Genomic DNA, 25,514 nt, shown 5'->3' on the forward strand with positions numbered 1-25,514 from the left:
GCGGAGCCTGCTGCACGAGATCAGGACGGCTGCGGCCGATAGCGACGAACGGTGCAACGTTACCGTCGTGGTTGTTGTAGCGGATGTTGACGTGATGCATGCCGCCCTCCCTCAAGCTGCGCGAGCGAGGGCGGGAGAGGCAGGCGGCGTGCGGGGGCCGTCATCAGGGCTGAGTCGAACCCCATAACGGGCGAGGTGAGCGCGGACGCTCTGCCGGACGAACTCACTCGTGGTCTGACCACGCTGGCGGGCGGTCGTCTCGACGGCGCGGGCAAGATCGGTCTCGACCTTCAACCGCAGCAAGGCGTCGCGTCGGATCGGTGTAGTCATCATCGTGGCCACTGCGTTGCAACTGCGTGGCTAATACGATGATGCCGTATGCTTTCAGTCGCAATGCCAGCGAGATGGGGAGAAATTCAGCAGATTTTTTCGCTGTATTTCGCCGTTTTTCCTTTTCATTCGCTGACGTGTTTCATTATTTTTGATTTGAGTCTTTATGTCGCAGCCTGACGATGATTTTAGTGCCTAAAAAACACGAAGAAAATCGCGATGAGGGTTCCGCCCGCGACGGGAGCAAAGAATGCCATCACAGAAATCAGGATGATCAACGTGATCGCGGCATTCTCATTGCGCTTCGCATCCGGTGAGGGACGGCGTGGCGGTTCCCACCGCGGCGGAATTGATCGCTGCTCGGGTGGGACGAACATCGGCGCTCGTCAGAATACGTTCTGGGATACGCACTGAGGGTAGACACAGCCACGTGATCTGTCGCCGTGTCGTAGCCTCGCGCCCCAACAGCACATTGCTGCGTTGTCCATACCAAGCAGCAGGAGATGGATGATGGCCTACGTGACGATTGAGAAGGATGGTGAGCCGTGGATGATTTGCCACGCGGTTCACGATGATGCCCTCGAACGTCGGATCGCATCTGCCAAGGCAGAGGTCCCGACCGCGACGTTCACCCATCGACTCTCGACCCCAGTCGAAAGCCAAAGATGCGCCGAAGCCATGGATGCCCAAGCAGGGTTGGTGGAGGATCCGTTCGACTTTTTCGCAACGAAGATTGATGACCTACCTCGTTGAAAAAGCTCCCTGCCCGCTGACTGCTAGTGGATAGTTCCGGGCCGCGGGTCGAGTGCGGCAACTGTCTCATCAAGCGCTAGCTCCTCGGCCACGGCGCGGTCGAAGCCGCCCTCGTATTCCCGGATTGCAGCATGCTCTTCGAAGTATGCGAACCAGCTGTTGGCGTCCGAGGCGACCGGATCGGCCAGCTCGCCGTCGTTCTGTTTCTCTCCCCCCAAATTTGTGCGTGACCGCGTGACTGCGTGACCGCGACGACTAAAATACTGTCTTAATTGGCTTTTTTCGGTCACGCAGTCTTGCAGGCCGTCATCACGCGATGCGTGACCGCGTGACCCGACAGCGGCTTCGGTCACGCAGGACACGCAGTCAGAACGCACCGCGTGACCACCTAACTCATTGTTATTGCTCGCGGTCACGCAGGTCACGCGGGTCACGCACGTTTTTTGGCTCACCCGATTTAAAACGAGCTTTTGGAAGGCGGCGAGATCGACGGGCATCACTGCGCCTCCACGTCGAACAGGGCCGAAGCGCGGACGGCGTAGGTGGGGACCGACCGGCCATCGACCTTCAGGAAAAGGCGGTGGGTTCGGTCACGGCCGGCCTGAAGCAGCCCCCGCTCGAACAGCATATCGACAGCGCTCTTTGGGTCGACAGCGCCGGCCAACACCTCCCCCCAGCCGGTCGCCGTGAAGGCATACAGCTGGGCATCGTCGCGGCGAACACGGTAGCCGAGGAGGTCGCGGATAGGAGTGGTAGATGGATCGGGGTTCTCCAAGTTACGGAACCGCGATTCCCCATGTCGCTCAATTGCTCCGCGGATCGCTTCCTTGGCGGCAACCAGTTCCCCGGGGCCATCGCCGCCACGGTTCGACCGCCACGCGTTGAAGCAGGTCGTGATCGCCCGCTCGACCTCGCCATCAGCCCAGGGCAATTGCAGAGCTACCCGCGCCATCTCTCCGGCGGCGGCGATCAGGGCAAAGCGTTCAGCAGCACGGGAACATTGTCCATCCGACTCCGGCACCTCAGCCAAAAGCTTGCCGGCGATTTCCGCCATCATCGCGCGCGCCGCCGTAGCGGTGCTGTCCGAATCGACCACCAAGGCCGACACCAGCGCCGGGCCTGCAGTGCCGTAGTGCCGGAGCGCCGCCCCCTTGATCATTTTCGCAAAGTCAGCCGGGTCGTGGCCCTTCGTGTCCTCGAACAATCCGAGACCGCTGCCGGCATCAGCCGGCACATCGACCACACGGATCAACTGGCCGGCGCGGGCACGTTTGCCCGTCTCAGCGATCTTGTCCGCCAACCCGATCTCACCGGCCGACAACAGCATTACGCGCCACTCGTGCCGGGCACGCAGCTCGGCCTCTCTAGTCGCACGGGCCTTTCCCTGACCGTTCACAAGTAAGTACGCCGTAGCACCAGCTTCACGGGCTTCAAGTTCGCCAAGTTCATCCAGGACTAGCACCGTGCCCGAGTGAGCGCGCGCGACGCTTTCCAGACCGTTGCCGGTGGCCCGCCACGTCTGGGTGAAGCCTGCCCGACCGCCGCCGCCCCAGACACTGCCGGCGGCGATCAGGCCGGTGGACTTGCCAGTCGAGGAGCCGCCTTTGATATTGACCCCACCTCCCTCGTCCTGGAGCAGATCGGCGATGGGACCTGCGAACGCGACCGATAGGGCGAGGATCAGACGGGAGTTACCTGCCGCCGGGGCGGCCACCGCCTCGACCCACTGCTCCAGCGATCCAGCCTCAGCATAGCGTGCAGCGTCTGCCCGACCATCAAACAGCACTTCTTCCGCGCCAGTCGAGCCTATGGTGGTCTTCGGCAGAACGAAGGCGGTGCCGTACCATCCGGAGCGTTTCACCAGCCGCACGCGCCGCCGGCATTCGAGATCGAAGAGACCGCGCTTCAGCAGAACCAACGTTTTGCGCCCGATGCTGACGGGGAGCCCCGCGTCAACCAATGGTCGCAACCACTCGGTGCCATCGCCGACAAGATCTGCATGAGGAACGAACCCCCGGTGACGAAGGCCATCTCGGTCCTGCCATTCGATGGTCGTTGCCCAGCCCGCGCCATTCGGATCGCGCGCGAGGCCCGGGACGGTGAACGGTCCGGACAGACGCAGCGGGGGATCATCGCCTTCGGCATCAAACCACAACCCGGAGTCCCGCATCTTGAAGCCCATGGGCCACTTGGGTCCGGACGGTCCATCCGATGGGCGCAGGTCGTACTGCGAGCTATGGTCAAGGGCTGCGGCGCCCTCATCGCCGTGACGACGATCATCGAGCGAACCACTCCGATCCAACTCGGTTTCGAAGAGCAACTCTTTCACGGGCGCGCCTCCGCGTTCGGATGGAGGGACGACGCCTGAGCTGATCGCTGACGCTCTCGTTCCAGCTGTTCAGTGAGATCACCAAGCAAATTGAGGGCGGCCCGGAACTCAATCGCAGCACATTTCATCGTGTACCTCATGCCCGGATCGTCGCGCATGAAAGCGTAGTCGCTGACCATGTTTGCCCGCATGGCCACCGTCACCATCAATTCAGCGATGGTGGCGCGAAGCTTATCGGGGTCGCCGTAGGCGAAGTGATCGGAGTGGAAGGATGAAGCGCTCATGCTCTGCCTCCCCCCGCGACCCATTGCGGAAGCTCGAAGGATACCTCCAGGCTCCGCGCAAAGGCGGTGTAGTGCGGGCGGGCTGTGGACCAGTCGCGAAACCACGTCTCCTGGAAGGGGTGAAGCCAAGCGATACCTGCCCGGCGCCATTCGTCGTGCGTGGTCAGCGCGTAGAGAGCAGCTGCTTCAAGACAGTCGATCTCCGTTTCGCAGAGATGTTCGAGTGCTGCCGTCATGGTGATAGCGATGCCAAGCGGATGTATCTCGGCAGCAAGGGTGTCGTCAGCCCAGGCTGCTGCCTGTTCCTGATTATTGCCGATGATACCGAGCAGCAGGTCGCCTCTGTCGCACCAGCGGGAGCAATCGAGGATATCAGTGGTCCAAGCCTCGACCGGCACATCCGCTTCCATCCCAGCAACTCGTGGGTAGGCCGCGTGCCGTGGTATTGGCAGAGCGACCTTCGGAACGCTGTGTCCGCCGTCGTCTTCAAACTGAGGGCACCCCCCCAGGCGTTGGGCGTCAGCGACAAACCGGCGCCGCTCATCCTGGTCGTGGATGCCGGCGAAAATCGCCGTCCCTTCCATCGTAAATAGCACTCGGTCGGGATCGGAGGGATCGAAGACCTCGGGTTTGAAGACCGGAATGGTGATGCCATAGGGCGTCGGGAAGGTGCCGTAGAGCTTTTTAGGACTCATCGTTGCGCCCTCCATGTGTCGAGGACGGGATAAGCAAGCTCGGCCAGCATCGCCGCCGTTGCGGGCGGAAGGCCGAAGCGATAGCTCAGAATACGGGCTTGAAGGGGGGCGTGATCTGGCGCATATCTCTCTTCGCGAACTGCCAGGAACGCATTTGAGAGACCCGCCGTCGCCCCGCGATGCGCGGGTTTTTTCATGGCTCAAGCAGCCTCCATCTCAAGCGAGGCTGTGAAGGCACGCAGGGAGTTATCGGTGATCCGCGTGGCGGATCCGATCTTCACCGTCTTGAGCTTGCCCTCGCCGATGAGGCGGTAGAGTGTGGTGGTGCCGATGCCGAGTGCTTCCTTAACCTCGGTCGGACGATGCAAAAGCTTCAGCGTTGGCTGACGCAGTTCATCCTGCGCCGCCTGAAACCTCTCGGTGTTCATGGCTGCTGTCCTCTAATTTCGCCGGGTTTCCAGCGAATACGGACGAATAATGGGGCTAGAGGCTCGCTTGATCAATCTTAGCAATTTTGCGGTCTTAAGAGCGCGCTAAATCATTCCGCGTTCTTAAGACCGCAAGTATTTGAGGCGCCTCCTAACCGCATGAGCGCTAACAGGCTTAAAGCCCAATTTTTCTAATGATCGGTTCACCGCTTTCCAGGTAATGCCTACGAAATCTCTCGAACCTATTTGCTCAGGAGTTTTACCGACCAGCTCGTCGGCCAAGGCTTCGTGGAATGCTCGAACTTCCGGGTTGTTGTTACGCCTTTCGGCGCGGACTTCTCGGGCTTTGGCTGCTTGAACCGTGGGTGACATTACGTCTAGTTCCGCATCGACTATATAACGAGCCCCCTCCCCTAACGAGTCGATCAGTTGTGCTACATCAAGCAACAATGCTCTTGCAGAATCTGGATCAGATCTCATCAAATTGCTTGTAGTATTTAAAATTCTTCTCCCAGCATACACCGCAGACAGCCAACTTAGACGTTCATCTACAGTTTCCGAAACAGCAGGAAGCCCATAGGCGTTTTCTTCTATCACCATCAAAACATTGGCGATCCATAAAATAGCCTCTTCGGCTGTGCTTGGAAGCTTTGACATATTTCATCAGCTCGCTAGGCGGGTAGTGAAATACTCATCCCAAGCGGCCATTAGCTCGCGCCGCTTCTCGAACAGATCACCCCGCCGATAGGCCCGCTCGACCTTGGACTCGACGGTATGGGCCAAGGCCATCTCGACTACCTCTGAAGGGAAGTCGGTGGTCTCGGAGGCCCAATCCCGGAACGAACTGCGGAAGCCGTGGACGGTGATGTCCTCCCGCTCCATCCGCCGGAGCAACACCAGCATGGCCATGTTGGATAGAGGCTTGCCGCGCCGGCCACCGGGGAAGACGTGAACCGCGTCCAGGCCCTTCATCTTGGCGAGGATAGCCAGCGCTGCCGACGACAGCGGCACGCGATGTTCAACACCGGCTTTCATCCGCTCCGCCGGGACGGTCCAGACCCCAGCGTCTAGATCAATCTCGTCCCACCGGACTCCCAGCGCCTCGCCCGTGCGGGCCGCCGTTAGGATCGTGAAGGCCATCAGCTTCGCGGCGATGCCCGTCTGCTCGGCGAGCGACTTCATGAAGGCTGGAACCTGCGCGAAGGGAAGCGCGGCGTGGTGCTCAACCTTCTGCACCCGCGACCGCTTCGGCAGCAGGTTGGCGAGGTGGCCTTTCCAGCGGGCGGGGTTCTCGCCGCGCCGGTAGCCGTGGGTCGTCGCCCAGTCCAAGATCGCCTCGACACGCCCGCGCACCCGCGTCGCCGTCTCGGCCTTCGTGGTCCAGATCGGTTGCAGGGCCTGCATCACTAGGCCGGTATCGACAGCCGCGACGGGCAGATCGCCGAACATGGGAAAGGCGTAGGCTTCGAGCGTCGCCGTCCATTGAGCCGCATGCTTGGCATTGCGCCAGCCGGCCTTGTGCGCTTCGATGTATCGCTCAGCGCAGGTTCGGAAGGTGATCGCCTTCGCAGCCTCGATTGCCGCGTCCTGACGCTGGCCGCGCCTCATCTCAATGGGGTCGACGCCGTCGTAGCAGAGCTTCCGGCAGGTCACAGCCTTGTCCCGCGCCTCGGCGAGCGAGAATGTCGCAGCCGAGCCCAAGCCCATCTCCCGCGACTTGCCGCGCAGGGTGAACCGAAAGATCCAGCTCTTAGCGCCCTTACCGGTGACCTGAAGCCAAAGGCCGCCGCCGTCCCCGTACATGCCGCGGGTCTTCAGCTTCGCGACTCCAAGGGCGGTCAGCTTACCGGCCATCTCTGCATCACCCACGCGGCTACCCACATGGTAATTGCGAATTTGGGCGAACGCCAGCGGCCCGCTGCGAATGATGCGCCGGCCTTTGTAACTCAAATTGCTAGGAAATTTGTGTTCGCCGAAGTTCGCTGGAATGCGCTGCTGGCGGAAGGGGTGAGATTCGAACTCACGGTGGAGTTGCCCCCACGGCGGTTTTCAAGACCGCTGCCTTAAACCACTCGGCCACCCTTCCCGGCGCAGGCACGCTGATCTACGGCCCCGTCGGAAGCGGCGTCAACCGTGTGTCGCGTCATCCCCCCGGAGTCGCGGCGGGGAGGAGGATTGTGACGCCTCAGGACCCTCCGGGGCGATGTCTGGCCGTCGCCGACTTTATGGGTACGGATCGGCCAAACGTGGCTTGCCAAGTTCGGCGCGAGCTACTAGAAGCGCGTCACTCCCGGCGCGCATCCATCGCCGCCGCGGAACAGGCGCCCGTAGCTCAGCTGGATAGAGCACCAGACTACGAATCTGGGGGTCAGAGGTTCGAATCCTTTCGGGCGCGCCACTTCCATACAAATCTGCGAATATCGGGTCTCGCTGCTAGGTCGGCGTCGATCACTTCGGCTTCAACCCCGCGCTGCTCGCCAGCCTTGCGGCCGAGATCGCGCGGGAGAGCGGGACGGCGCCCACGGTGTTCGAGCAGGACTTCGTGGCCGAGGACGGTCCCCAGCGGATAACCGAGGCGGCCCTGTCCGCCCTGGGCCACCTCGACATCCTGCTGAACAACGCGGGTGGCAGCCGGCCGATGGCCATCGACGCGCCGGAGGCGCAGTGGGTCGAGGGCATGACCCTCAACTTCGACCGGCACCGGCAACTCACCCAGGGCCTCCTGCCGGACTTCCTGTCCCGGAAGACCGGGTCCATCGTCGGCATCTCCGGCAACCTGGAGCCCGAGGGCGTCAACGCCGCGATGGTCGCCAAGGCCGGATTGGTGGTGTGGTCGAAGGGCCTGTCCGAGCGGCTCGGACCGCACGGCATCACCGTCAACTGCATCCAGCCCGGCCTGATCGACACCGCGCAGATCCGCCGCCTCTACCCCGGCGGCGCGCGCCGCACGTTCGCCGAGCGCGAGATCGCCCTGCGCGACTTCGGCGATCCCGAAGATGTCGGCAACGCTGTCGCCTTCCTCGTTTCGCCGCGCGCCCGGTACATCACCGGCATCGTCCTGACCGTGGACGGCGGTATGCGCCGGTACTCGTTCTGAGCCTGCCGACCCGCATCGTGGCCGAAACGGATGCCGGATTCCCCCGGGTGCGTTGAACCGGCGACGCCGACGCGCTCAGATGCCCGAAAGAGCCGGGTGTTCCCGACACGCTCAAGCGTCAGGGCTGATGACCAGTCACTGACGGTTTCGGCGAGGTCGTGTGTCGCCGGGCGGCCGGCGCTCCGGCGACACACGCCACGAGGCAGACGGTCAGGCCGCGGCCGCGTCCAAACCCATCTGCCAGAAATCGGCCTCCAGGCGAGAGGCGGTGGCGAAGGTCGCCACGAGGGCGGGGAAGCGGGCCTCCGCCAGGGTCCGGGCGGCGAGGTCGTCCAAGTGGTCACGGGCCCGGGATGCGACGGCTTGGTAGGGCTCGCCCGCGTAGTCGGCGATCCATTCGCCGTACGGGTGGCCGCCCAGCCCTGCGATGCCCGCGGGCGCCAGGGACCGGCCGATGACGGCATAGCCCACGACGCAGGGCGCCAGGGCGACATGCAGATCGAGCAGGTCGCCCGCCGCCCCCTGATCCAGCACGAAGCGGGTGTAGGCCACCGTCGCGGGGTGCTCGGGCGCGGCGGCGAGGTCGTCCCTGCCGATGCCCCAGCGCGCGCACAGGCGGACGTGCAACTCGGTTTCGTCGAGGATGGCGGCGAGGCCGGCCTGCGCCGCGCGGATGTCGGCCAAGGTCCGGCTCTTGTAGGCGGCGAGGGCATAGGCCCGCGCGAACTGGATCAGGAACAGATAGTCCTGCACCAGATAAACGCGGAACGCCGCCTCGGGCAGCGTGCCGGCGCCGAGCTGCCGGACGAAGGGGTGATCGACGTAGCGCGTCCACGCCTCGGGAGCGGATGACCGCAATCGTTCGAAGACGTCCATACCCTTCGCCAGCCCCGCGTCCCGGCGAACGAGCGCCGGGGCCGAGTGTAGCGGCTGGCGGGCCCGCGGCGAACGGGTCATTTCGCCCGCCACCCCGGCGCCCGCCGGCCCTCTCCCCCCGGCCCGCCCGGCGAAGGGCTTGGCGCGGTGCCCGCGATCGGAGCCGTCGGCCGCTGTCCCGCAGGCCCGCCGCGGCCTCAGGCGGAGAGGGAGGCCGCGCCGGCGGCGGCGGCGAAGCGGCTCGCCGGCCGCTGCAGGCCGAGATGGTCGCGGAGCGTATCGCCCGCGTAGTCGTGGCGGAACAGGCCGCGGCGCTGGAGGATCGGCACGACGGCGTCCACGAAGGTCTCCAACCCGTCCGGCAGCACATCCGGCATCAGGTTGAAGCCGTCCGCCGCACCGGCCCGGAACCATGCCTCGATGTCGTCGGCGATCGCCTCCGGCGTGCCCACGACGATGCGGTGGCCGACGCCCCCGCCGAGGGCGCGCAGCAGTTGGCGCACCGTCAGCCTGTCCCGCCGGGCGAGGGCGAGGGTGCCCAGGAACATCGTGTGGTTGGCGTCCGGCGGCAGGGGCAGCGGGTCCGGCAGGGGCTTGTCGAGGGCGAGGCGCGCGGGGTCGATCCGCAGCGTCCCGGCGAGCCGGGCGAGGCTGTACTCCACGGGCACGAGGTCCCAGAGGGCGTCCTGGCGCCGCCGCGCTTCGGCCTCCGTGGAGCCGATCACCGTGGCGAGGCCCGGCAGGATGACCAGCGCGTCCGGCCCCCGCCCGTAGCGCGCCGCCCGCGCCCGCAGGTCCCGGGCATAGGCCGCCCCGTCCTCGATGGTCTGGGCCAGGGAGAACACCGCGTCGGCGGTGGCGGCGGCGAGCTCCCGCCCGTCCTCGGAGCCGCCGGCCTGGAAGGTCACCGGGCGCCCCTGCCGGCTGCGCGGCACCGTCAGCGGCCCCGCGACGGCGTAGTGCGCCCCGCGATGCTCGACCGCGTGGACCTTGCCCGTGTCGACGAACCGGCCGCTCGCCTTGTCGCCGAGGAACGCGTCGTCCTCCCAGCTGTCCCACAGGGCGTGGACCAGCTCCGTGAACTCCCGCGCCCGGGCGTAGCGGGCTCCGTGCTCGGACGCACCCGCGAAGCCGAAGTTGCGGCCGGCGGCGGCGTCGGCGGTCGTCACCACGTTCCAGCCGGCCCGGCCGCGGCTCACCACGTCGAGGCTCGCGAACCGGCGGGCCAGATTGTAGGGCTCGTTGTAGGTGGTGGAGGCGGTGGCCACGAGGCCGACATGGCGGGTCGCCGCCGCCACGCTGGCCAGCACCACGGTGGGTTCGAGGGCGTTGAACGGCCGGTAGTCGATCCGGTCGTTGATCGCCGGGGTATCGGCCAGGAAGATCGCGTCGAGCTTGCCGCGCTCCGCGACACGGGCGACGCGCACGTAGTGGTCGATGTCGATGAAGGCATCCGGCCGGCTGTCCGGCAGCCGCCACGCCGAGGGGTAGACCCCGGAATGCAGCAGGTTGACGTTGAGATGCAGCATGCGGCCGCTCATCGAGATCCCCCGGGTCAGCGGACGCGCGGCAGAACCTGCCCGGCGAAGCGGCGCATCTCCGCTTCGAAGGGCTGGAACTGCAGCATGAACAGGTCGATGCCGGCGGCATGGAAGGCGCGGATGCGCGAGGCGACGGTCTCGTAACTTCCCACGAGCCCCGCGGCCGTGCCGCCGTTGGTGCCCACATGCCGGGTTGCCGCCACATCGGTCTTGGCGAACATGACGCTCGCCGCATCCGTGCGGGCGCGGGTGTCGGCGCGCAGGGCCACGTCACGCCGGGCGAGGGCGAGGAGGCGGGCCTGCTCGGCCTCCGCCTCCGCATCGGTGTCCCGGGCGATCACGAAGGCCGAGAGGCCGTAGCGCAGCCGGCCTAGCGCGGCCGGGCGCCGGGCCACGTCGGCGATCAGGGCGGCGACATCCTCCAGGGGTTGGCCGTTGATGAACCAGACGTCGGCCTGGTCGGCGGCCAGGGCCCGGGCGGGCTCGGATTCGCCGCCGAGATAGACGGTCGGCCGGGGGCGGAGGGTGCCGGCGGGCCGGAGGCGGTAGTCGTCCACGCGGAAATGCTCGCCCGCGAAGGAGACCGTCTCGCCACGCATCAGCCGATCCACGAGGCCGATCCATTCGCGCCCGTAGGCGTAGCGGTCGTCATGGGCCGGGAAGGGTAGCCCGGCTCGCTCGAACTCGGCCCGGTTCCAGGCATTCACGAGGTTCAGGGCGAAGCGGCCGCCGCTGATGTGCTCGATCTGCAGGGCCATCTTGGCCAGCACCACCGGGTGGTACAGCCCCGGCTTGATCGCCGCGATGATCTCGATACGCCGGGTCAGCGCCGCCAGCGCCGCCGCCGCCGTCCAGGCTTCGAGCTGGTCGCGCTCCGGATCGTAGGGGTTCATCGTGTGCTGGGCGACCAGCACCGAATCGAAGCCCAGGGCCTCCGCCTCCAGCACCAGGGCGCGGTTGCGCTCCCAGCTCGCATCGTCGGGTTCGTCGGGGTCGTGGTGCGCGGCACGGGAGCCGTGGACGGCGGCCCAGATGCCGAAGCGGGGGGCGCTCGCCACCGCCTCAGCCCCGTCCCGCCGGAGGCTGCCAGATCGGCACGTCGGTGGCGTCGATGCGGCGGGGGATGAGCTTCGCCTCGTAGAACACGTCGGCGATGGCCTGCTGCTCGCCGAGCTGGGCGCGCTCCACCGGCTCGACGGCATAGGTGCGGCGACTGTTGGCGGCGGCGACGACCGCGGGCGGCAGGTCCCCCCAGACCGGCGTCAGCAACGCCACGGCCTCCTCGGGATTCGCCTTCATCCAGGCGCCGGCCTCCACCAGGGCGCGGAACACCGTCGCCACCACCTCCGGTTGCGCGGCGACGAAGCTATCGTTCGCGAGATAGTAGCGGTGGTAGCTCGTGAGGCCGCTGCCGTCGGCGATCACCCGCACCGGACGCTTGGCCTCCGCGAAGGCCAGGAACGGGTCCCAGATCGACCACGCGTCCAGGCTGCCCTGTTCGAACGCCACCGCCCCCTCCGGGGCCTGGAGGTAGGCGACCTTGATGTCGGCGAACGTCAGGCCCGCGCGCTTGAGTGCGGCGGCGAGCACGTAATGGCTGCCCGACCCGCGGGAGACGCCCACCGTGCGGCCCCTCAGGTCGGCCACGGTGCGGATCGGCGAATCGGCGGGCACGATGATCGCCTCGGCCGCGGGCGCCCCCCGCTCGCGGGCGTAGAAGGTCAGGGGCGCCTTGGCGGATTGGGTGAAGATCGGCACGGCGTCGGCGACGTCGGCGTGGATGTCCACGGCACCCGCATTCATCGGCTCGAGGACGCTGGTGAACAGGTGCCAGGTCGGGGTGAAGCCGAGCGGCGCCAGCCGCTCGGCCAGCGTGCCCTTCACCTTGAGCACGGTGAACAGCACCGACGAGCGCTGCATGCTGATCTTCACCTCCCGGGGCGCCGCCCGCACGGCCGGTGCGCCGAGCGCCAGGACGGCGGCTCCGCCGAGCCCGCTGCGCAGGAGCGTGCGGCGGGACGGGGCGATCCCGCGCAGGGTGTCGTCGGTCATCGAAGGCTCACGAACGGTCTTGGAGGGCAGGACGGGGCGGCGGGGCGGCCACCACAGGTCCTCCGCGGGACCCATGCCGGGCCCCGGCCGTGCCTATTGAAGGCCGGCGGGGGTGGCCGGATCAATGAAACGCGTTTCCGATTTGCCGGACGGACGGGGAAGCGGCTCCTCCGGAGGACCGCATCGGCAGCGGCGTCCTCCCCTCCGGTGCCCGATGGCGCGCCCCGTCATGGTGTTTTGCAAGAAGAGCCCCCATTCCCCGCACCCGAAACGCCGTATCCACCGTGGAGGATGGTCTTTCCGCGCGGTGTCATCCGATAAGACGAAAATTTCCGTGCGGCTCGGCGGTCGATAGGATGCTTCCAAAGGGGATTTCGAGCGATGAATTCGGCTTGAGATCGGCCGGGAACTCACCGATTCCATGGGCGGAAGCCTTCGGGGCGATGCTCGAAATCGGGAATACGAGGCCATGTCGCAGGCGGATGCAGGCTGGGGGGTGGGCCCGAGCGGACGCTACGAGGCCCTGGCGGAGCGATTCCGCCCGGTCTTCGCCGAGATCCGCGCCACCGCGGTCGAGCGCGACCGGACGCGGGGCCTGCCGCACGCCGAGATCGGCTGGTTGCGGGAGGCACGGTTCACCACCCTGCGGCTCCCGCCCGAGGCGGGCGGCCAGGGCGCCAGCCTGCCGGAGCTGTTCGCCCTGCTGATCGAGCTGTCGAGCGCGGATTCCAACGTCACCAATGCGCTGCGGGCTCATTTCGGTTTCACGGAGGACGCGCTCTGCTCCTCCTCCGCCGAATGGCGCGCGGCCTGGATCGCCCGGATCGGCGCGGGCGAGACGATCGGCAGCGGCGTCTCGGAGACCGGGCCGGCCAAGGTCGGCGCCTTCGACACCGTGGTGCGGCGGCGCCGCGGCCAGCTCGTGGTCGATGGGCGGAAGTTCTACACCACCGGCTCGCTGTTCGCGGACTACATCCACCTCTCGGCCGAGGACGAGGCGGGCGGCGCGGTGACGGCGGCGGTGCCGACGCGCGCGCCGGGCGTGAGCATCGTGGACGACTGGGACGGGTTCGGGCAGGCGCTCACCGCCAGCGGCACCGCGACCTTCGAGGGGGTGGCGCTCGATCCCTCCCTCATCAAGCCCGATCCGGCCCGCTTCCCCTACGCCATGGCCTATTTCCAGCTCGTCCACCTCGCGACGCTCGCCGGCATCGGCCGGGCGGCGGCCGACGACGTGGCGCGGCTGGTGGCCGAGCGGACCCGCATCTACAGCCACGGCAATGCCGGGCGCAGCGCGGAGGATCCGCAGATCCTGGCCGTGGTCGGGCGCGTGCGGGCCGCCGCCTACGCGGCCGGCGCCGTGGTGCTGAAGGCGGCCGAAGCGCTCCAGCGGGCGCACGAGGCGCATGTCGTCGGCGGCCCGGATGCGGACCGGGCGGCGACGCTGGCCGATGTCGAGGTCAACCAGGCGGTGGGCGTGGTGACGGACCTCGTGCTGGCGGCGACGACGGCCCTGTTCGACGCCCTCGGCGCCTCGGCGGTGAAGACGGGCGCCGGGCTCGACCGGTACTGGCGCAACGCCCGCACCATCGCCTCCCACAACCCGCGGATCTACCGGGACCGGATCGTGGGGGCCTTCGCGGTCACGGGGGCGACGCCGCCCCGGCAGTACCGCGTCGGCTCGGCGTGAGGTGATCGCCATGGCCCGCACCGACCGCATGCGCCTGGGCGCCTTCCTGTATCCCGGCGGCCACCACGTCGCCGCGTGGCGGCACCCGTCCTCCCAGGCCGATGCCGGGATCAACGCCGCCCACTACCGGCAGATCGCGCGCACGGCCGAGGCGGCGAAGTTCGATCTGATCTTCCTGGCCGACGGCGTCAGCATCCGGGGCGACGACCTCGACGCCCTGAGCCGGACGGCGATCCGCTACGTCGGCCAGTTCGAGCCCCTGACCCTGCTGTCGCACCTCTCGGCGGTGACCGAGCGCATCGGCCTCGTGGCGACCGCCTCGACCACCTACAACGAGCCGTTCCACGTCGCCCGCAAGTTCGCCTCCCTCGACCATCTGAGCGGCGGCCGGGCGGGCTGGAACCTCGTCACCTCCGCCGACCCGCGGGAGGCCTGGAACTTCAGCAGCGAGAGCCACCTCGCCCACGCCAACCGCTACGCCCGGGCGGAGGAGTTCGTGGATGTCGTGCGCGGCCTGTGGGATTCCTACGAGGACGACGCCTTCGTGCGCGACCGGGAGTCCGGCCGCTTCTTCGACCCCGACAAGCTGCACCTCCTGGCCCACGAGGGCGAGCACTTCTCGGTGCGCGGCCCCCTCAACGTTCCCCGCCCGCCGCAGGGCCATCCGGTGGTGGTGCAGGCCGGGTCTTCGGAGGCGGGAAAGGCGCTCGCCGCCCGCACCGCCGAGGTGATCTTCACGGCCCAGCAGACCCTGGAGGACGCGGTGACATTCTACGCCGACGTGAAGGGCCGGATGAGCCGATACGGCCGCGACCCGGACCACCTCAAGATCATGCCCGGCGCCTTCCCGGTCGTCGGGCGGAGCGAGGCCGAGGCGCAGGACAAGTTCGCCGCCCTGCAGGAGCTGATCCATCCGGTGGTCGGCCGCTCCCTCCTCGAACAGCTCACCGGGGCCGACCTGTCGGCCTACCCGGACGACGCCCCCGTGCCGGAACTGCCGGAGACCAACGGCGGCAAGAGCCGCCAGGAACTCTTCCTGCGCCTCGCCCGGCGCGAGGGCCTGACCATCCGCGACTTGTATCTCCGCGCGGCCAGCGCCCGCGGGCATTGGGTGATCGTCGGCACGGCGGCCCAGGTCGCCGACGCCCTGCAGGAGCGATTCGAGGCCCGGGGGGCGGACGGCTTCAACGTCATGCCGCCGACCCTGCCCGGCGGGCTCGACGACTTCGCGACGCTCGTGATCCCGGAACTCCGGCGCCGGGGCCTGTTCCGGCAGGATTACGAGGGAGCGACCCTGCGGGAGAACCTCGGCCTCGCCCGGCCCGCCGACCGGTTCGCGCCGTCGCGCGGGGATACGTCGGAACGGGGGGCCGCGTGAGCGCCATCGGGGGCCGAAGCGCGAGGCCCACGAGCGGCTGATCCATCGGCAGCGGAAGGAGGGCGCCGGCTCCCGAAGGGGGGCCGGCGCCCGTCGTTCAGTGCCGTGGCAGGGTGTGCAGCGCCTTGAGGAACACGTCCACGTCGCGGCGGGTGTTGTAGAAGGCCAGCGAGGCCCGCACCGACTGGTCCACCCCGAACCGGCGCAGGGCCGGCAGGGCACAATGGTGGCCCGAGCGCACGGCGATGCCGTGGGCGTCGAGGTGGTGGGCCACCGCCTCGTTCTCCTGCCCCTCGACCGTGAAGGACATCACGCTCGCCTTCTCGCAGGCGGTGCCGATCAGGCGCAGGCCCTTCACCTCGGCGAGGCCGGCTTGCGCATACTCCAGCAGGTCGTGCTCGTAGGCGGCGATGGCCGGCAGGCCGATTCCCTCCAGGTAGTAGAGGGCCGCCCCAAGGCCGACCGCGCCCGCGATGTCCGGGGTGCCCGCCTCGAACTTCTCGGGTGCGCCCTTGTAGACGGTCTTGGCGAAGGTGACGTCCTCGATCATGTGGCCGCCCCCCTGCCAGGGGGGCATCGATTCAAGCAGGGCGGACTTGCCGTAGAGGGCGCCGATCCCCGTCGGCCCGAACACCTTGTGGCCGGAGAAGACGAGGAAGTCGGCGTCCAGCGCCTGCACGTCCAGGGGGATGTGCGGCGAGGACTGCGCCGCGTCCACCAGCACCGGCACCCCGTAGGCGTGGGCCAGGGCGATGATCTCGCGGATCGGGTTCACCGTGCCGAGCGCGTTGGCGACATGCGTCACCGACACGATCTTCGTCCGGCCCGAGAGCAGGGCCGCGTATTGCTCGAAGATGATCTCGCCCCGGTCGTTGACCGGGATCACCCGGATCGTCGCCCCGGTCCGCTGCGCGAGCAACTGCCAGGGCACGATGTTGGCGTGGTGCTCGATGGTCGAGAGGATGATCTCGTCGCCGGGCCCGATATTCGCCCCGCCGTAGGAGGCGGCCACGAGGTTGATCGCCTCCGTGGTGCCGCGCACGAACACGATGTCGTCCTTCGTGGGGGCGTTGATGAAGCGGCGCACCGCCTCCCGCCCGCCCTCGAACAGGTCCGTCGAGCGCGCCGCCAGGGTGTGGGCGGCCCGGTGGATGTTCGAGTTGTGCTTCGCGTAGAACTCGCTCGTCGCGTCGATCACGGCCTGGGGCTTGTGCGTCGTCGCGGCGTTGTCGAGCCAGACCAGCGGGTGGCCGTTGACGCTCTGGTGCAGGGCCGGGAAATCCTGGCGGATCCGCTCCACGTCGAAGGGAGCCGCCACGGGGCTCGACCCGTGCGAGAGCGCCCGGGGCGCCGGGCCGTGGGAGTGGGTGGGCTCCACCCGGGGACTCGCCGGAGCCTTCCGGGCCGGGCCGGGGCCGAGGTCCAGGAAGTAGTAGTCCGATCGGTTCGCCGCCGCCGCAGGCTCCGGTGCCCGCGATAGGCGGCCGGTCCTGCGGAAGCTCTCCTGCGCCTCGTCCACGCCCGCCCGCGACGGGTCGGCCGGGACGAGGTGCGGGGCGAGCGCGTGGGCGAAGGCGTTGGCGCGGGGGTGGTCCGCCGCGATCTGCCGATGCAGCCCGGGGCCGCCGGGGAACGAGAAGTCCGGCAGCGCCGGCCGGGGGCTCGCCGGGTGGACCGGCGGGACCGCGGCCCCGTCGGCGAAGGCCGGGCTCGCCGGGGCGAGGTTCGGCAGGGTCGGGCCGGACAGGCCCGGCACGCCGACGGGCGGGGCGCCGAAGGAGCGGGCGCCCAGCGCCGACAGGTCGGGCTGGAAGCCGGCCGGCTGGCCCCCCGTGGGGGACGAGGGCACGCCCACCGAGCCGGTCGGCAGCGGCGCGCCGCCGAACCCCTGCGGCAGGCCCTCGACGGCCTGCGGCAGCTGCGGGCCCGCCGGGATCGCCGGGGCGAAGGGCTGGCTCGCCGCCTGCCCCTGCCCGTAGATCTCCCGGGCGAGGCGCCCGACGAGGTCCGAATGGGCGAGCTCGCCCGCGTTCCCCGAGGGGAGACCGAGAGCCGGCACCTCAGGCGTAGTCATGGTAGTTGCCGAGCAGCACGTTATCGAGGCGGGCGATGGCGTCCTCGACCAGCACGGCGGCCGAGAAGTAGCGGGTCACGAGGTGCGAGGCGATGGAGTGGTCGTTGGTGCCCATGTAGCGCACCGACAGGCCGGGCTCGATCTCACCGGTCACCCCCGACTTGTGCAGGCCGACCACGCCCTGCTCGCCCTCGCCGACCCGCAGCAGCAGGATCGAGGTGGTCTGTGCGCCTGTCGCCGGGTCGATGGCGATCGGCAGCTTGTCGCTCGGCACCAGGGGGACGCCGCGCCACGTGATGAACGGCGCGCCGAACAGGTGCACCACCACCGGCGGTACGCCGCGACGGGTCGCCTCCCGGCCGAAGGCGGCGATGGCGCGGGGGTGGGCGACGAAGAAGGCGGGCTTCTTCCACACGAGGGTCAGCAGCTCGTCGAGGTCGTCCGGGGTGGGCGGGCCGCCCCGGGTGGGGATGCGCTGGCGCGGGCCGACCTCGTGCAGCAGGCCGAACTGCGAGTTGTTCAGAAGCTCCCACTCCTCCCGCTCCTTCACCGCATCGACGGTGAGGCGGATCTGCTCGCGCAGCTGGTCGATCTCGTTGGAATAGAGGTCGGTGACGCGGGTATGGGTGTTGAGGATCGTCTGGATGGTGGAGAGGTGGTATTCGCGCGGGTCGATCTCGTAATCGACGAAGGTGGTCGGCAGACGCGGCTCGCCGGTATGGACCGCCAGCAGTTCGATTCCCTGCTCACCGTAGGAGTTGGTGTGGCCCTTCAGGCGGTCGCGCTCCTCCTGGTACTGGGCGATGCGCGGGCGGATCGCCTCGTCCTCGATGGCGGCGCGGTCGAGGGTGAGCAGCGTGACGGCCGAGAGGGCCTTCACCGCCGGGGCGGGGGCGGCCGTGTCCACGAGGTCGCCGTCGCCGAAATAGTCACCCCTGGTGGCGAGCCCCTGGCGCAGGCGGCCCTTGTAGGGGCCGGACAGGGTCAGTTCGACCGTGCCGTCGGCGACCACCACGAGGCTGCGCTCGGCCGCGCCCTCCTCCCGGATGACCTCGCCCGCCGCGTGCGTGCTCTCCTTGAACTTGCCCGCGAGCGTGGCGAGTTCGGCATCGCCCAGGCGGCTGAACAGCGGGACGGCGCGCAGCGATCCGGGGCGGACCGCCCGGCCCCCCTCCCCCGCGGCGAGGTCGATCCGGCCGCCCTTGGCCAGCACCACCGCCCGGCGGTTCACGCGGTACACGCCGCCCGCCACGTCCACGAAGGGCAGGAGCCGCAGGAGCCAGCGCGGGGTGTTGGCCGCGTTCTGGACCGAGGTGACGGTCGCCGTCGCGAGGTTGCGTGCCGCCGTGGCGCTGACGCTCAAACCCGGTCCGCTCATCGTATGTCGTCTCCCTCAGGTGGGTCGGTGGCGCCGGGTCGGCCCGCATGTCGGCGGGCGGCCGCGTCATGGGACGGGCCGGGCGCAAGTCGTGGCAAGATCGCCGCGACGGGGACGCCGGGGACGATCCGATGATTTTGAATGAACTGCGCGGATGCGCAGCTATTGCTGGCTATTGACGGCGAGTCGACCTGTCGCCGTATGGCGGATGCATTGGTAAGGCCCCCGCCGCCGCAGCGTCAACGAAATGATTTCCCTTATTTCCGCGGCGCGATGGGAGATCGGCCCACCTCATCGGCACACCGTAGGAGGCGGGCGCTTCTCTGTTCGCGGAGTGGAGAATGTCTTTCTCCCGCAGCCGGCCCGGGCAGGAGGATCCTGACGGCATCGTTTCAAAAGAAGGATTTTTCCTCCGCGGCGTCAGATCCCGTCACCGAAACCGAACGACTGGTCCATCGACAGCGCGGGCTCCTCGTCCGCCCGCAGGCGCGAGACGATGCGGGCCGGCACGCCCGCCACGGTGGTGTGGGCGGGCACGTCGCTCAGCACCACGGCGGCCGCGCCGATCTTGGCGCCCTCCCCGACCCGGACGTTGCCGAGGACCTTCGCGCCGACGCTGAGGAGCACGCCGCGGGCGATCTTCGGGTGGCGGTCGCCGCTCTGCTTGCCGTTGCCGCCGAGCGTCACCGATTGCAGGATCGACACGTCGTCGGCCACCACCGTGGTCTCGCCGATCACCACCCCGGTGGCGTGGTCGATGAACACCCCCGAGCCGATCCGCGCGGCGGGGTGGATGTCGCAGCCGAACACCTCGGAGATGCGGCTCTGGACGTGCAGCGCCAGGGTCGCCCGGCCCTGGCGCCACAGCCAGTGGCCGACCCGGTAGGCCTCCAGCGCGGCGAAGCCCTTGTAGAACAGGAACGGGTCGAGGTAGCGCCGGCAGGTCGGGTCGCGCTCGCGGATGGCGACGAGGTCGCGCACCGCATGGGCGCCGGCCTGCGGGTCCGCTTCGAAGGCGGAGAGGCAGAGGTCGCGCATCGAGAGGCGGGCGAGGTCGCCGTCCCCCAGGCGATGGGCGAGGCGGTAGGCGAGCGCCCCGGCGAGGCTCCGCTGGTCGAGGATCGTCGCCTGGATGATGCCCGCGTAGAGGGGTTCCTCGGTCAGGGCGGCCTGGGCCTCGGCGCGGAGCTCCGCCCAGACCTCGGTCTCGGCGGTGCTGCGGCTGATCGCGCGGAGCGGCGGCCTGAGGGTGGCGACGGCGTTCACCGCCGGGGGCCGGTCACTGCACCCGCCGGAACAGGTCCGGCAGGTAGCGTTCCAGCACCGCGTGTCCTTCGAACGCCACGTCCACCGTGGCCGGGCGCCCGCCCTGCCCGTGGATGCCGACGATCCGGCCCCTGGCATTGCGCCAGATCCCGAGGGCTTCCGCGAGGTCGAGGCGCTCGAACACCACCTGATCCCCCCACCTGATCGCCGCTGTCGCCATCGCGTCCTCCCCGCTGCCGGACCCGGAGGTCCCCCCTCGATCCCAAGCTCCGCGCCCGAAGGGACGGGGCGGTTCGCCCGCCCAGGAAAGCCCTTCCGTCCCTTGCGGATCCGGGGAGAACGTTTCGTTCGCGGCGTGCCCGAATGAGAGCATATTGTTCGCTAAGTCACTGTAGTATCTTGATAATTAGTGACAGAACGGAGTTTGGCAAGTCGCGTTTGTGGGAGCCGAGGCCATCGTCCGAGGGGCCGCGTCGCCGGGCGCGGGCCTGCCGGGGCCGGTTCGGAGGCGGTGGGTCCAGGGATGACGTGCCACCGCCGTGGCGTTGGGCCGGGCGGTCGAACCGGCGGCCCGCTTCCCGCGCGTATCGCCAGCCAGCCTCGGCGCCGGGGAGGAGCCCTCCCCGGTGCCTCACGGGCTGCGGCGGTTCACCCGGCGGGCGACCTCGAGGGACAGGCCGAGGTTCAGGACGGCCACGGCGAGCATGATGCTCGACAGGACGCCGATGCCGAACACCTCCATCGCGTAGCCGCAGGCGAGCGGCGTCGCCGCCTGTCCGAGGAGCGGCGGCCGGGCGAGGCGCCCGATCACCGCCGCGTATTCGCCCTGCCCGTAGAGGGCCAGGGGCAGCGTTCCGCGGACCACCGTGCGCATCCCGTTGCCCGCGCCGTAGAGGAGGATCGCGAGCCACGCGAGGCCCGGTGCCACCACCAGCAGCAGGAGGCCGAGGGCGACGCTGCCCGCCGAGATCAGCAGGAGGTGGATCGGGTGCGCCCGCTGGCCGAAGGCGAGTTCGATCACGCGGGCGCCCACCTGCGAAGGGCCGATCAGCGCGCTCAGGGCCACGGCGGAGGCGGCCGAGATGCCCTGCGCTTCGAGGAGCAGGAGCAGCTCGACCGAGACCGCCGTCATCAGGATCGCCGCGGTGGTGAAGGTCAGCGCGAGGATCCCCTCCCCCGCCAGCCGCCCGGCCTTCGCGACGGCGGCGACGTCGCCCGGCGCCACGGCGGTGCGGGTGTACGCCAGCGGCCGGCCGCCCGGCAGGGCGAGGGCGAAGATCGGCGCCACCACGAAGGCCGCCAGGGCGGCGTAGGCCAAGCACGCCCCCCGCCAGCCCACATGCGCCACGAGGAAGCTCGAGGCCGGCCAGCACACGGTGATGGCGAAGCCCGAGGCGATGGCGATCTGCGTCATGGCACTGCGGGCGGAGGCGCCGTAGGCCTGCCCGATGGCCGCGAAGAGCGGATCGTAGAGGGCGCCCGCCATCCCCACGCCCATCACCGCCCAGGCGGCGAGGAAGACGGCGAGGTTCGGGGACAGGGCCATCAGCACGAGGCCGAGCGCCATCACCAGCGTGCCGACGATCAGGACCGGCCGCCCCCCGATCTGCCGGATCCGCGTGCCGATCCAGGGCGAGAGCAGGCCCGAGATCAGGATCGCCAGCGACAGGGCGCCGATCACCGCCCCCTGCGGCCAGCCGGTCGATTCCACCACCGGGCCGACGATCACCGCGATCAGGAAGAACGATCCTCCCCACAGGATGATCTGCGTGAGGCCGAGGGCGGCGTTGCCGAGGGTGGTCGCGGTGCGGCGCGGGGGGGCGGTGAGGGTGGGTGCGGGCACGGGGCGGGTTTCGGTGGGGCGCGGGACCGCGCAGGGGCGGCGGAGGCCTGTCCGTCTACCGCCCGGTCGGAGGCGTTGTCGATGACGGGGCGGGCGGCACCTCTACTCCGCCACGCCCGCGGCCCGGGCCGCCGCCAGGACGCGCCGGGCCTTGTGGACGAAGGGGTAGTCGATGAACTGCCCATCGACCCGGATCGCCGCCGAGCCGGTCCGCTCGGCCTCGTCGAAGGCCGCCACGACGCGCCTCGCCCAGTCCACCTGCCGGGCATCCGGCGTGAAGGCCGCGTGGACGACCGCCACCTGATCCGGGTGGATGCAGAGCTTGCCCTGGAAGCCCAGGGCCCGGGCGCGGGCGGCGGAGCGGGAGAAGCCCTCCGTGTTCGGCAGATCGACCCACACCGTATCGATCGGGGGCTCCAGGCCCGCGGCCCGCGAGGCGAGGACGACGGCCGCCCGGTAGGGGGCGAACTCCTCCTCGTCCGGCGACCATGCCACGTCGAGGTCGAGGGTGAAGTCGCCCGCCCCGAAGGCGATGCGCCGGACCCGCGTGCCGGCCTCCGCGATGGCGCGGACGTTGGCGAGGCCCAGGCCGGTCTCGACGATGGGCACGAGGTCGATGCCGCCTTGGGGCAGGCCCTGCTCCCGCTCGATCTGCTGCACCAGCCATTCGACGGTGCGCAACTCGTCGGCCCGCTCGATCTTGGGAATCACCAGGCCATCGACCCCGGCCCGCACCGTGGCGAGGATGTCGCCGTAGCCGTACTCCGTCGAGATCGGGTTCACCCGGATGAACCCCCGGCCGCCGCGGGGCCTCTGCAGCGCCGCGACGACGACCTCCCGGGTGGCGACCTTCTCGGAGGCCGGGCAGGCGTCCTCCAGGTCGAGGATCACCGCGTCGGCGCCGAGGCCGAGCGCCTTCTCGGAGCGGCGGGCGTTGTTGCCGGGGGCGAACAGGAACGAACGGTACAGCGACATCCTCAACCTCTCCTCAGGGCGGCCTCGACCGGTGGCGGCTCACCCGCCGGTCGAGCGCTCGCCGCAGCGCGCCCGCCGTTCGTCTCAATGGCCCGGATGATCGGGAGCCGAGGCCCGGCTGCGGGGCGAAGGTCTCGCCGGGCAGGGCCAGGGATCGGCCGATCCGCGATCCCACCCCGCGCGGCCGGGGAGCCCGACGTGGCCGGAGCCTGACACGCCCGAATTTTGCATGCAACTGTCGAACTGGACAGTGATTTATCCCTTGCGTGTGAATGTTCCGGATGGGATTGCATGCAAAATGAGGTGCGGGCCGCCGAGCGTCCGCCGGGGAGCGAGCCGACGGACGCGGCGCCGGTGTCACGGATCGGGGGAAACGCCCGCGCCCGCTGCCGTGAGGCCGCCACCCCCGACGAGGCGCGCCGCATCCTCGGCGGGCCGGCGCGGTGAGGATGCGGCCGACCCTGTTCGACGCCCCCCCAGGAGACGAGAGCGACCATGGCTGAGGATTCCTCCCCCACCCCGCGCGACGGCGCCCTCGCCGGATTGCGGATCCTCGACATCGGCACCTTCATCGCGGCGCCCTTCGCGGCGACGCTGATGGCCGAGCACGGGGCCGAGGTGCTCAAGATCGAGCTGCCCGGTGTCGGCGACCACGCCCGCCGCCTCGGCACGCCGAGCGAGGCCGGCGACACCTTCGTGTGGCTGAGCGAGGCGCGGAACAAGCAGTCGGTGACCCTCGACCTGCGCAAGCCCGAGGGCGTCGCCCTGTTCAAGCAGCTCGTCGCCAAGGCGGATGTCGTCTGCGAGAACTTCCAGGCCGGCACCCTGGAGAAGTGGGGGATCGGCTGGGACGAACTCTCCGCCGTGAACCCGCGGCTGATCCTGCTGCGCATCTCCGGCTACGGGCAGACCGGGCCTTACGCCCACCGCCCCTGCTTCGGCCGCATCGCCAACGCCTTCGGCGGCATCTCCTTCCTTTCGGGGGAGGCGGACCGGCCGCCGGCCCAGCCGGGCTCCGCCACCCTCTCGGACTACATGGCCGGGCTGTTCGGCGCCTACGCCGTGCAGCTGGCGCTGCGCGCCCGCGACCGGGACGGCAAGGGACAGGTGATCGACGTCGCCCTCTACGACGGCATCTTCCGCATCCTCGACGAGGTGGCCCCCGCCTACCAGAAGGGCGGCTACGTCCGCCGCCGGGACGGGGCCGAGACGCCCATCGTCGTGCCGCACAGCCACTACCCCACCGGGGACGACCGCTGGATCGCCATCGCCTGCACCAACGACCGGATCTTCGGGCGCCTCGCCCGGCTGATGGAAAGGCCCGACCTGATCGAGGACGCCCGCTACGCCACCAACGCCGCCCGGCTGAAGCACCGAGGCGCGGTCAACGGCATGATCGCGGACTGGAGCGCCACCATGACCCGCGACGAGATCCTGCGCCGCTGCTCCGAGGCTGAGGTGCCCTGCGGCCCGGTCTACGGCATCGACGAGATCTTCCAGGACCCCCAGTACGCCGCCCGGGGCAACATCCTCCGGGTCGAGGACCCGCGCATCGGCGAACTGGCGATCCCCAACGTCGTGCCGACCCTGAACGGGACCCCCGGCAGCGTGCGCTGGCTCGGCCCGACGCTCGGGGCGCACACCGAGGCGGTCTACGGCGAGTGGCTCGGGCTCAGCCCGGAGCAGGTGGCCGACCTGCGCGCCCGCGGGGTGGTGTAGCCCGCCATGACGCAGCCGATCGCCCAGGCGCTCAGCGCCCGGCTGCGCGACATGATCCTCGCGGGGGAGTTCCGCGGGGGGCAGCACCTGCGCGAGGTGCAGCTGGCGCAGATGTTCGGCGCCTCGCGCACGCCGGTGCGCCTCGCCCTCGCCGCCAGCGAGAAGGATGGGCTCCTCGAATACAGCCCGAACCGCGGCTACGTGGTGCGGCCGTTCGAGACCAAGGACATCGCCAGCGCCTTCGAGATGCGGGCGCTGATCGAGGGGCTCGCCGCGCGCAAGGCGGCCGAGCGGGGCCTGTCGGCCGAGGCCCTCGGGCGCATCGCCGCAGCCATCGATCAGGTCGATGCGCTGCTCAGCACCGAAGCGGCCCTGGACGACGCGGCCCGCGAGGCTTGGCGCACCCACAACGCCGTGTTCCACCGGGCGATCATCGCGGGGGCCGACAACCGGTTTATCGCGCCCACCCTGGAGACGGTGCAGCGGATCCCCTCGGTCTACCCGCCGATCCTCGCCTCCTACGATCCCGCCCTGCTGCGCAAGTACAACGACCACCACCGGGGCATCCGCGACTGCATCGCCGGGCGCCAGGGGGTGCGGGCCGAGTACCTGATGCGCGAGCACGTCTTCCTGGCCGGCGAAGAGATCTGCGCCTCCCTGTCCCCGGCCAGGGCGCACGGGATCGCCCCCGATGCCCTGTCGTGACGTGAGACGCCGACCCGCGCCCGGATTGCGGGGTGTTCACCGCCTCGTCCGGGTCGGCGGAGCCGAGCGCCCGGCCCCGGGCGATCCGGCCTGACGGGCCG

The 25,514-nt window shown here is 69.4% G+C and carries 25 protein-coding genes and 2 tRNA genes; 8 read left to right on the top strand and 19 right to left on the bottom strand.

The features are described from left to right. Positions 1-111 precede the first annotated feature (111 nt). The gene (locus MKK53_RS25730; protein WP_409564331.1) at positions 112-333 is read right to left on the bottom strand and encodes a ribbon-helix-helix protein, CopG family; all 222 of its coding nucleotides are present in this window, start codon (positions 331-333) and stop codon (positions 112-114) included. Between the two features lie 504 nt (positions 334-837). Here MKK53_RS25730 and MKK53_RS14010 point away from each other — a divergent pair. Then, entirely contained in the window at positions 838-1,083 is a 246-nt protein-coding gene (locus tag MKK53_RS14010; RefSeq protein ID WP_243929318.1) for a hypothetical protein, read from the top strand. 23 nt (positions 1,084-1,106) lie between these two features. Here MKK53_RS14010 and MKK53_RS14015 read toward each other — a convergent pair whose 3' ends face one another. From MKK53_RS14015 to MKK53_RS14050, 8 genes are all read right to left on the bottom strand, one after another. Continuing rightward, a complete protein-coding gene (locus MKK53_RS14015) occupies positions 1,107-1,580 on the bottom strand; it encodes a hypothetical protein (protein ID WP_243929319.1) in 474 nt (157 codons plus the stop codon). Beyond that, positions 1,580-3,412, bottom strand: a complete 1,833-nt coding sequence (locus MKK53_RS14020; RefSeq protein WP_243929320.1) for a DUF927 domain-containing protein — start codon at positions 3,410-3,412, stop codon at positions 1,580-1,582. The genes MKK53_RS14015 and MKK53_RS14020 overlap by 1 nt, the downstream gene beginning before the upstream one ends. Further along, a complete protein-coding gene (locus MKK53_RS14025; protein WP_243929321.1) occupies positions 3,409-3,696 on the bottom strand; it encodes a hypothetical protein in 288 nt (95 codons plus the stop codon). Before MKK53_RS14025 ends, MKK53_RS14020 begins: the two co-directional genes overlap by 4 nt. Beyond that, a complete protein-coding gene (locus MKK53_RS14030) occupies positions 3,693-4,391 on the bottom strand; it encodes a hypothetical protein (protein ID WP_243929322.1) in 699 nt (232 codons plus the stop codon). The genes MKK53_RS14025 and MKK53_RS14030 overlap by 4 nt, the downstream gene beginning before the upstream one ends. Before the next feature lie 200 nt (positions 4,392-4,591). Further along, positions 4,592-4,819, bottom strand: coding sequence for a helix-turn-helix domain-containing protein (locus MKK53_RS14035; RefSeq protein ID WP_243929323.1), 228 nt, complete (start codon positions 4,817-4,819; stop codon positions 4,592-4,594). Positions 4,820-4,942: 123 nt separating this feature from the next. Beyond that, positions 4,943-5,476, bottom strand: a complete 534-nt coding sequence (locus MKK53_RS14040; protein WP_243929324.1) for a hypothetical protein — start codon at positions 5,474-5,476, stop codon at positions 4,943-4,945. Positions 5,477-5,482: 6 nt separating this feature from the next. After that, positions 5,483-6,673 (bottom strand): tyrosine-type recombinase/integrase, encoded by a 1,191-nt coding sequence (locus MKK53_RS14045; RefSeq protein ID WP_243929516.1) that lies wholly within the window; start codon positions 6,671-6,673, stop codon positions 5,483-5,485. Between the two features lie 142 nt (positions 6,674-6,815). Beyond that, positions 6,816-6,905, bottom strand: a tRNA-Ser gene (locus tag MKK53_RS14050). A 235-nt stretch (positions 6,906-7,140) separates the two neighbouring features. Here MKK53_RS14050 and MKK53_RS14055 point away from each other — a divergent pair. Together MKK53_RS14055 and MKK53_RS14060 are read left to right on the top strand one after the other, a co-directional pair. Next, positions 7,141-7,217: transfer RNA gene (locus MKK53_RS14055), tRNA-Arg, on the top strand. A gap of 72 nt (positions 7,218-7,289) precedes the next feature. Then, entirely contained in the window at positions 7,290-7,916 is a 627-nt protein-coding gene (locus MKK53_RS14060) for an SDR family NAD(P)-dependent oxidoreductase (protein WP_279599045.1), read from the top strand. A gap of 210 nt (positions 7,917-8,126) precedes the next feature. On the opposite strand, the gene MKK53_RS14065 is transcribed toward MKK53_RS14060, so the two are convergent. From MKK53_RS14065 to MKK53_RS14080, 4 genes are all read right to left on the bottom strand, one after another. Further along, entirely contained in the window at positions 8,127-8,792 is a 666-nt protein-coding gene (locus tag MKK53_RS14065; protein WP_243929517.1) for a TenA family protein, read from the bottom strand. A 197-nt stretch (positions 8,793-8,989) separates the two neighbouring features. Further along, positions 8,990-10,333, bottom strand: a complete 1,344-nt coding sequence (locus MKK53_RS14070; protein ID WP_243929326.1) for an LLM class flavin-dependent oxidoreductase — start codon at positions 10,331-10,333, stop codon at positions 8,990-8,992. Positions 10,334-10,347: 14 nt separating this feature from the next. Continuing rightward, positions 10,348-11,391 carry an LLM class flavin-dependent oxidoreductase gene (locus MKK53_RS14075; RefSeq protein WP_243929327.1) on the bottom strand — a complete coding sequence of 348 codons (1,044 nt, stop codon included), beginning with the start codon at positions 11,389-11,391 and terminating at the stop codon, positions 10,348-10,350. Between the two features lie 4 nt (positions 11,392-11,395). Continuing rightward, positions 11,396-12,385 (bottom strand): ABC transporter substrate-binding protein, encoded by a 990-nt coding sequence (locus MKK53_RS14080; RefSeq protein WP_243929328.1) that lies wholly within the window; start codon positions 12,383-12,385, stop codon positions 11,396-11,398. Positions 12,386-12,854: 469 nt separating this feature from the next. Here MKK53_RS14080 and MKK53_RS14085 point away from each other — a divergent pair, with 469 nt between their 5' ends. Both MKK53_RS14085 and MKK53_RS14090 read left to right on the top strand, forming a co-directional pair. Continuing rightward, a complete protein-coding gene (locus MKK53_RS14085) occupies positions 12,855-14,075 on the top strand; it encodes an acyl-CoA dehydrogenase family protein (RefSeq protein WP_243929329.1) in 1,221 nt (406 codons plus the stop codon). 10 nt (positions 14,076-14,085) lie between these two features. Continuing rightward, a complete protein-coding gene (locus MKK53_RS14090; protein WP_243929330.1) occupies positions 14,086-15,453 on the top strand; it encodes an LLM class flavin-dependent oxidoreductase in 1,368 nt (455 codons plus the stop codon). Positions 15,454-15,550: 97 nt separating this feature from the next. Here MKK53_RS14090 and MKK53_RS14095 read toward each other — a convergent pair whose 3' ends face one another. The 6 genes from MKK53_RS14095 to MKK53_RS14125 form a co-directional block, all read right to left on the bottom strand. Beyond that, positions 15,551-17,527, bottom strand: a complete 1,977-nt coding sequence (locus MKK53_RS14095) for a family 2A encapsulin nanocompartment cargo protein cysteine desulfurase (protein ID WP_243929331.1) — start codon at positions 17,525-17,527, stop codon at positions 15,551-15,553. After that, positions 17,514-18,905, bottom strand: coding sequence for a family 2B encapsulin nanocompartment shell protein (locus tag MKK53_RS14100; RefSeq protein WP_279599035.1), 1,392 nt, complete (start codon positions 18,903-18,905; stop codon positions 17,514-17,516). Before MKK53_RS14100 ends, MKK53_RS14095 begins: the two co-directional genes overlap by 14 nt. 420 nt (positions 18,906-19,325) lie before the next feature. Continuing rightward, positions 19,326-20,171, bottom strand: coding sequence for a serine O-acetyltransferase (gene cysE, locus MKK53_RS14110; RefSeq protein WP_243929332.1), 846 nt, complete (start codon positions 20,169-20,171; stop codon positions 19,326-19,328). A 13-nt stretch (positions 20,172-20,184) separates the two neighbouring features. After that, the gene (locus MKK53_RS14115) at positions 20,185-20,391 is read right to left on the bottom strand and encodes a hypothetical protein (RefSeq protein ID WP_243929333.1); all 207 of its coding nucleotides are present in this window, start codon (positions 20,389-20,391) and stop codon (positions 20,185-20,187) included. Between the two features lie 411 nt (positions 20,392-20,802). Beyond that, entirely contained in the window at positions 20,803-22,014 is a 1,212-nt protein-coding gene (locus MKK53_RS14120) for an MFS transporter (RefSeq protein WP_243929334.1), read from the bottom strand. 102 nt (positions 22,015-22,116) lie between these two features. Continuing rightward, the gene (locus MKK53_RS14125; RefSeq protein WP_243929335.1) at positions 22,117-22,989 is read right to left on the bottom strand and encodes an HpcH/HpaI aldolase/citrate lyase family protein; all 873 of its coding nucleotides are present in this window, start codon (positions 22,987-22,989) and stop codon (positions 22,117-22,119) included. Positions 22,990-23,280: 291 nt separating this feature from the next. On the opposite strand from MKK53_RS14125, the gene MKK53_RS14130 reads away from it, so the two are divergent. The 3 genes from MKK53_RS14130 to MKK53_RS14140 are packed head-to-tail and all read left to right on the top strand — an operon-like array spanning position 23,281 to position 25,413. After that, positions 23,281-23,436 carry a 3-keto-5-aminohexanoate cleavage protein gene (locus MKK53_RS14130; protein WP_243929336.1) on the top strand — a complete coding sequence of 52 codons (156 nt, stop codon included), beginning with the start codon at positions 23,281-23,283 and terminating at the stop codon, positions 23,434-23,436. Between the two features lie 48 nt (positions 23,437-23,484). Next, entirely contained in the window at positions 23,485-24,708 is a 1,224-nt protein-coding gene (locus tag MKK53_RS14135) for a CaiB/BaiF CoA transferase family protein (protein WP_243929337.1), read from the top strand. A gap of 6 nt (positions 24,709-24,714) precedes the next feature. Beyond that, a complete protein-coding gene (locus MKK53_RS14140; RefSeq protein ID WP_243929338.1) occupies positions 24,715-25,413 on the top strand; it encodes a GntR family transcriptional regulator in 699 nt (232 codons plus the stop codon). The last annotated feature ends 101 nt before the right edge of the window (positions 25,414-25,514 follow it).

It is taken from the genome of Methylobacterium sp. J-076 (genome assembly GCF_022829405.1).
In the GTDB taxonomy this organism is placed as follows: Bacteria; Pseudomonadota; Alphaproteobacteria; order Rhizobiales; family Beijerinckiaceae; genus Methylobacterium.

Excerpts from the sequence above, each read along its gene's own strand:
- MKK53_RS14090 (WP_243929330.1), top strand. The coding sequence starts at position 14,086 with ATGGCCCGCACCGACCGCATGCGCCTGGGCGCCTTCCTGTATCCCGGC.
- MKK53_RS14025 (WP_243929321.1), bottom strand. The coding sequence starts at position 3,696 with ATGAGCGCTTCATCCTTCCACTCCGATCACTTCGCCTACGGCGACCCC.
- MKK53_RS14035 (WP_243929323.1), bottom strand. The coding sequence starts at position 4,819 with ATGAACACCGAGAGGTTTCAGGCGGCGCAGGATGAACTGCGTCAGCCA.
- MKK53_RS14130 (WP_243929336.1), top strand. The coding sequence starts at position 23,281 with ATGCAAAATGAGGTGCGGGCCGCCGAGCGTCCGCCGGGGAGCGAGCCG.
- MKK53_RS14125 (WP_243929335.1), bottom strand. The coding sequence starts at position 22,989 with ATGTCGCTGTACCGTTCGTTCCTGTTCGCCCCCGGCAACAACGCCCGC.
- MKK53_RS25730 (WP_409564331.1), bottom strand. The coding sequence starts at position 333 with ATGATGACTACACCGATCCGACGCGACGCCTTGCTGCGGTTGAAGGTC.
- MKK53_RS14080 (WP_243929328.1), bottom strand. The coding sequence starts at position 12,385 with ATGACCGACGACACCCTGCGCGGGATCGCCCCGTCCCGCCGCACGCTC.
- MKK53_RS14115 (WP_243929333.1), bottom strand. The coding sequence starts at position 20,391 with ATGGCGACAGCGGCGATCAGGTGGGGGGATCAGGTGGTGTTCGAGCGC.
- MKK53_RS14030 (WP_243929322.1), bottom strand. The coding sequence starts at position 4,391 with ATGAGTCCTAAAAAGCTCTACGGCACCTTCCCGACGCCCTATGGCATC.
- MKK53_RS14045 (WP_243929516.1), bottom strand. The coding sequence starts at position 6,673 with ATGGCCGGTAAGCTGACCGCCCTTGGAGTCGCGAAGCTGAAGACCCGC.
- MKK53_RS14070 (WP_243929326.1), bottom strand. The coding sequence starts at position 10,333 with ATGAGCGGCCGCATGCTGCATCTCAACGTCAACCTGCTGCATTCCGGG.
- MKK53_RS14140 (WP_243929338.1), top strand. The coding sequence starts at position 24,715 with ATGACGCAGCCGATCGCCCAGGCGCTCAGCGCCCGGCTGCGCGACATG.
- MKK53_RS14100 (WP_279599035.1), bottom strand. The coding sequence starts at position 18,905 with ATGAGCGGACCGGGTTTGAGCGTCAGCGCCACGGCGGCACGCAACCTC.
- MKK53_RS14015 (WP_243929319.1), bottom strand. The coding sequence starts at position 1,580 with ATGCCCGTCGATCTCGCCGCCTTCCAAAAGCTCGTTTTAAATCGGGTG.
- MKK53_RS14065 (WP_243929517.1), bottom strand. The coding sequence starts at position 8,792 with ATGGACGTCTTCGAACGATTGCGGTCATCCGCTCCCGAGGCGTGGACG.
- MKK53_RS14010 (WP_243929318.1), top strand. The coding sequence starts at position 838 with ATGATGGCCTACGTGACGATTGAGAAGGATGGTGAGCCGTGGATGATT.
- MKK53_RS14135 (WP_243929337.1), top strand. The coding sequence starts at position 23,485 with ATGGCTGAGGATTCCTCCCCCACCCCGCGCGACGGCGCCCTCGCCGGA.
- MKK53_RS14085 (WP_243929329.1), top strand. The coding sequence starts at position 12,855 with ATGTCGCAGGCGGATGCAGGCTGGGGGGTGGGCCCGAGCGGACGCTAC.
- MKK53_RS14095 (WP_243929331.1), bottom strand. The coding sequence starts at position 17,527 with ATGACTACGCCTGAGGTGCCGGCTCTCGGTCTCCCCTCGGGGAACGCG.
- MKK53_RS14040 (WP_243929324.1), bottom strand. The coding sequence starts at position 5,476 with ATGTCAAAGCTTCCAAGCACAGCCGAAGAGGCTATTTTATGGATCGCC.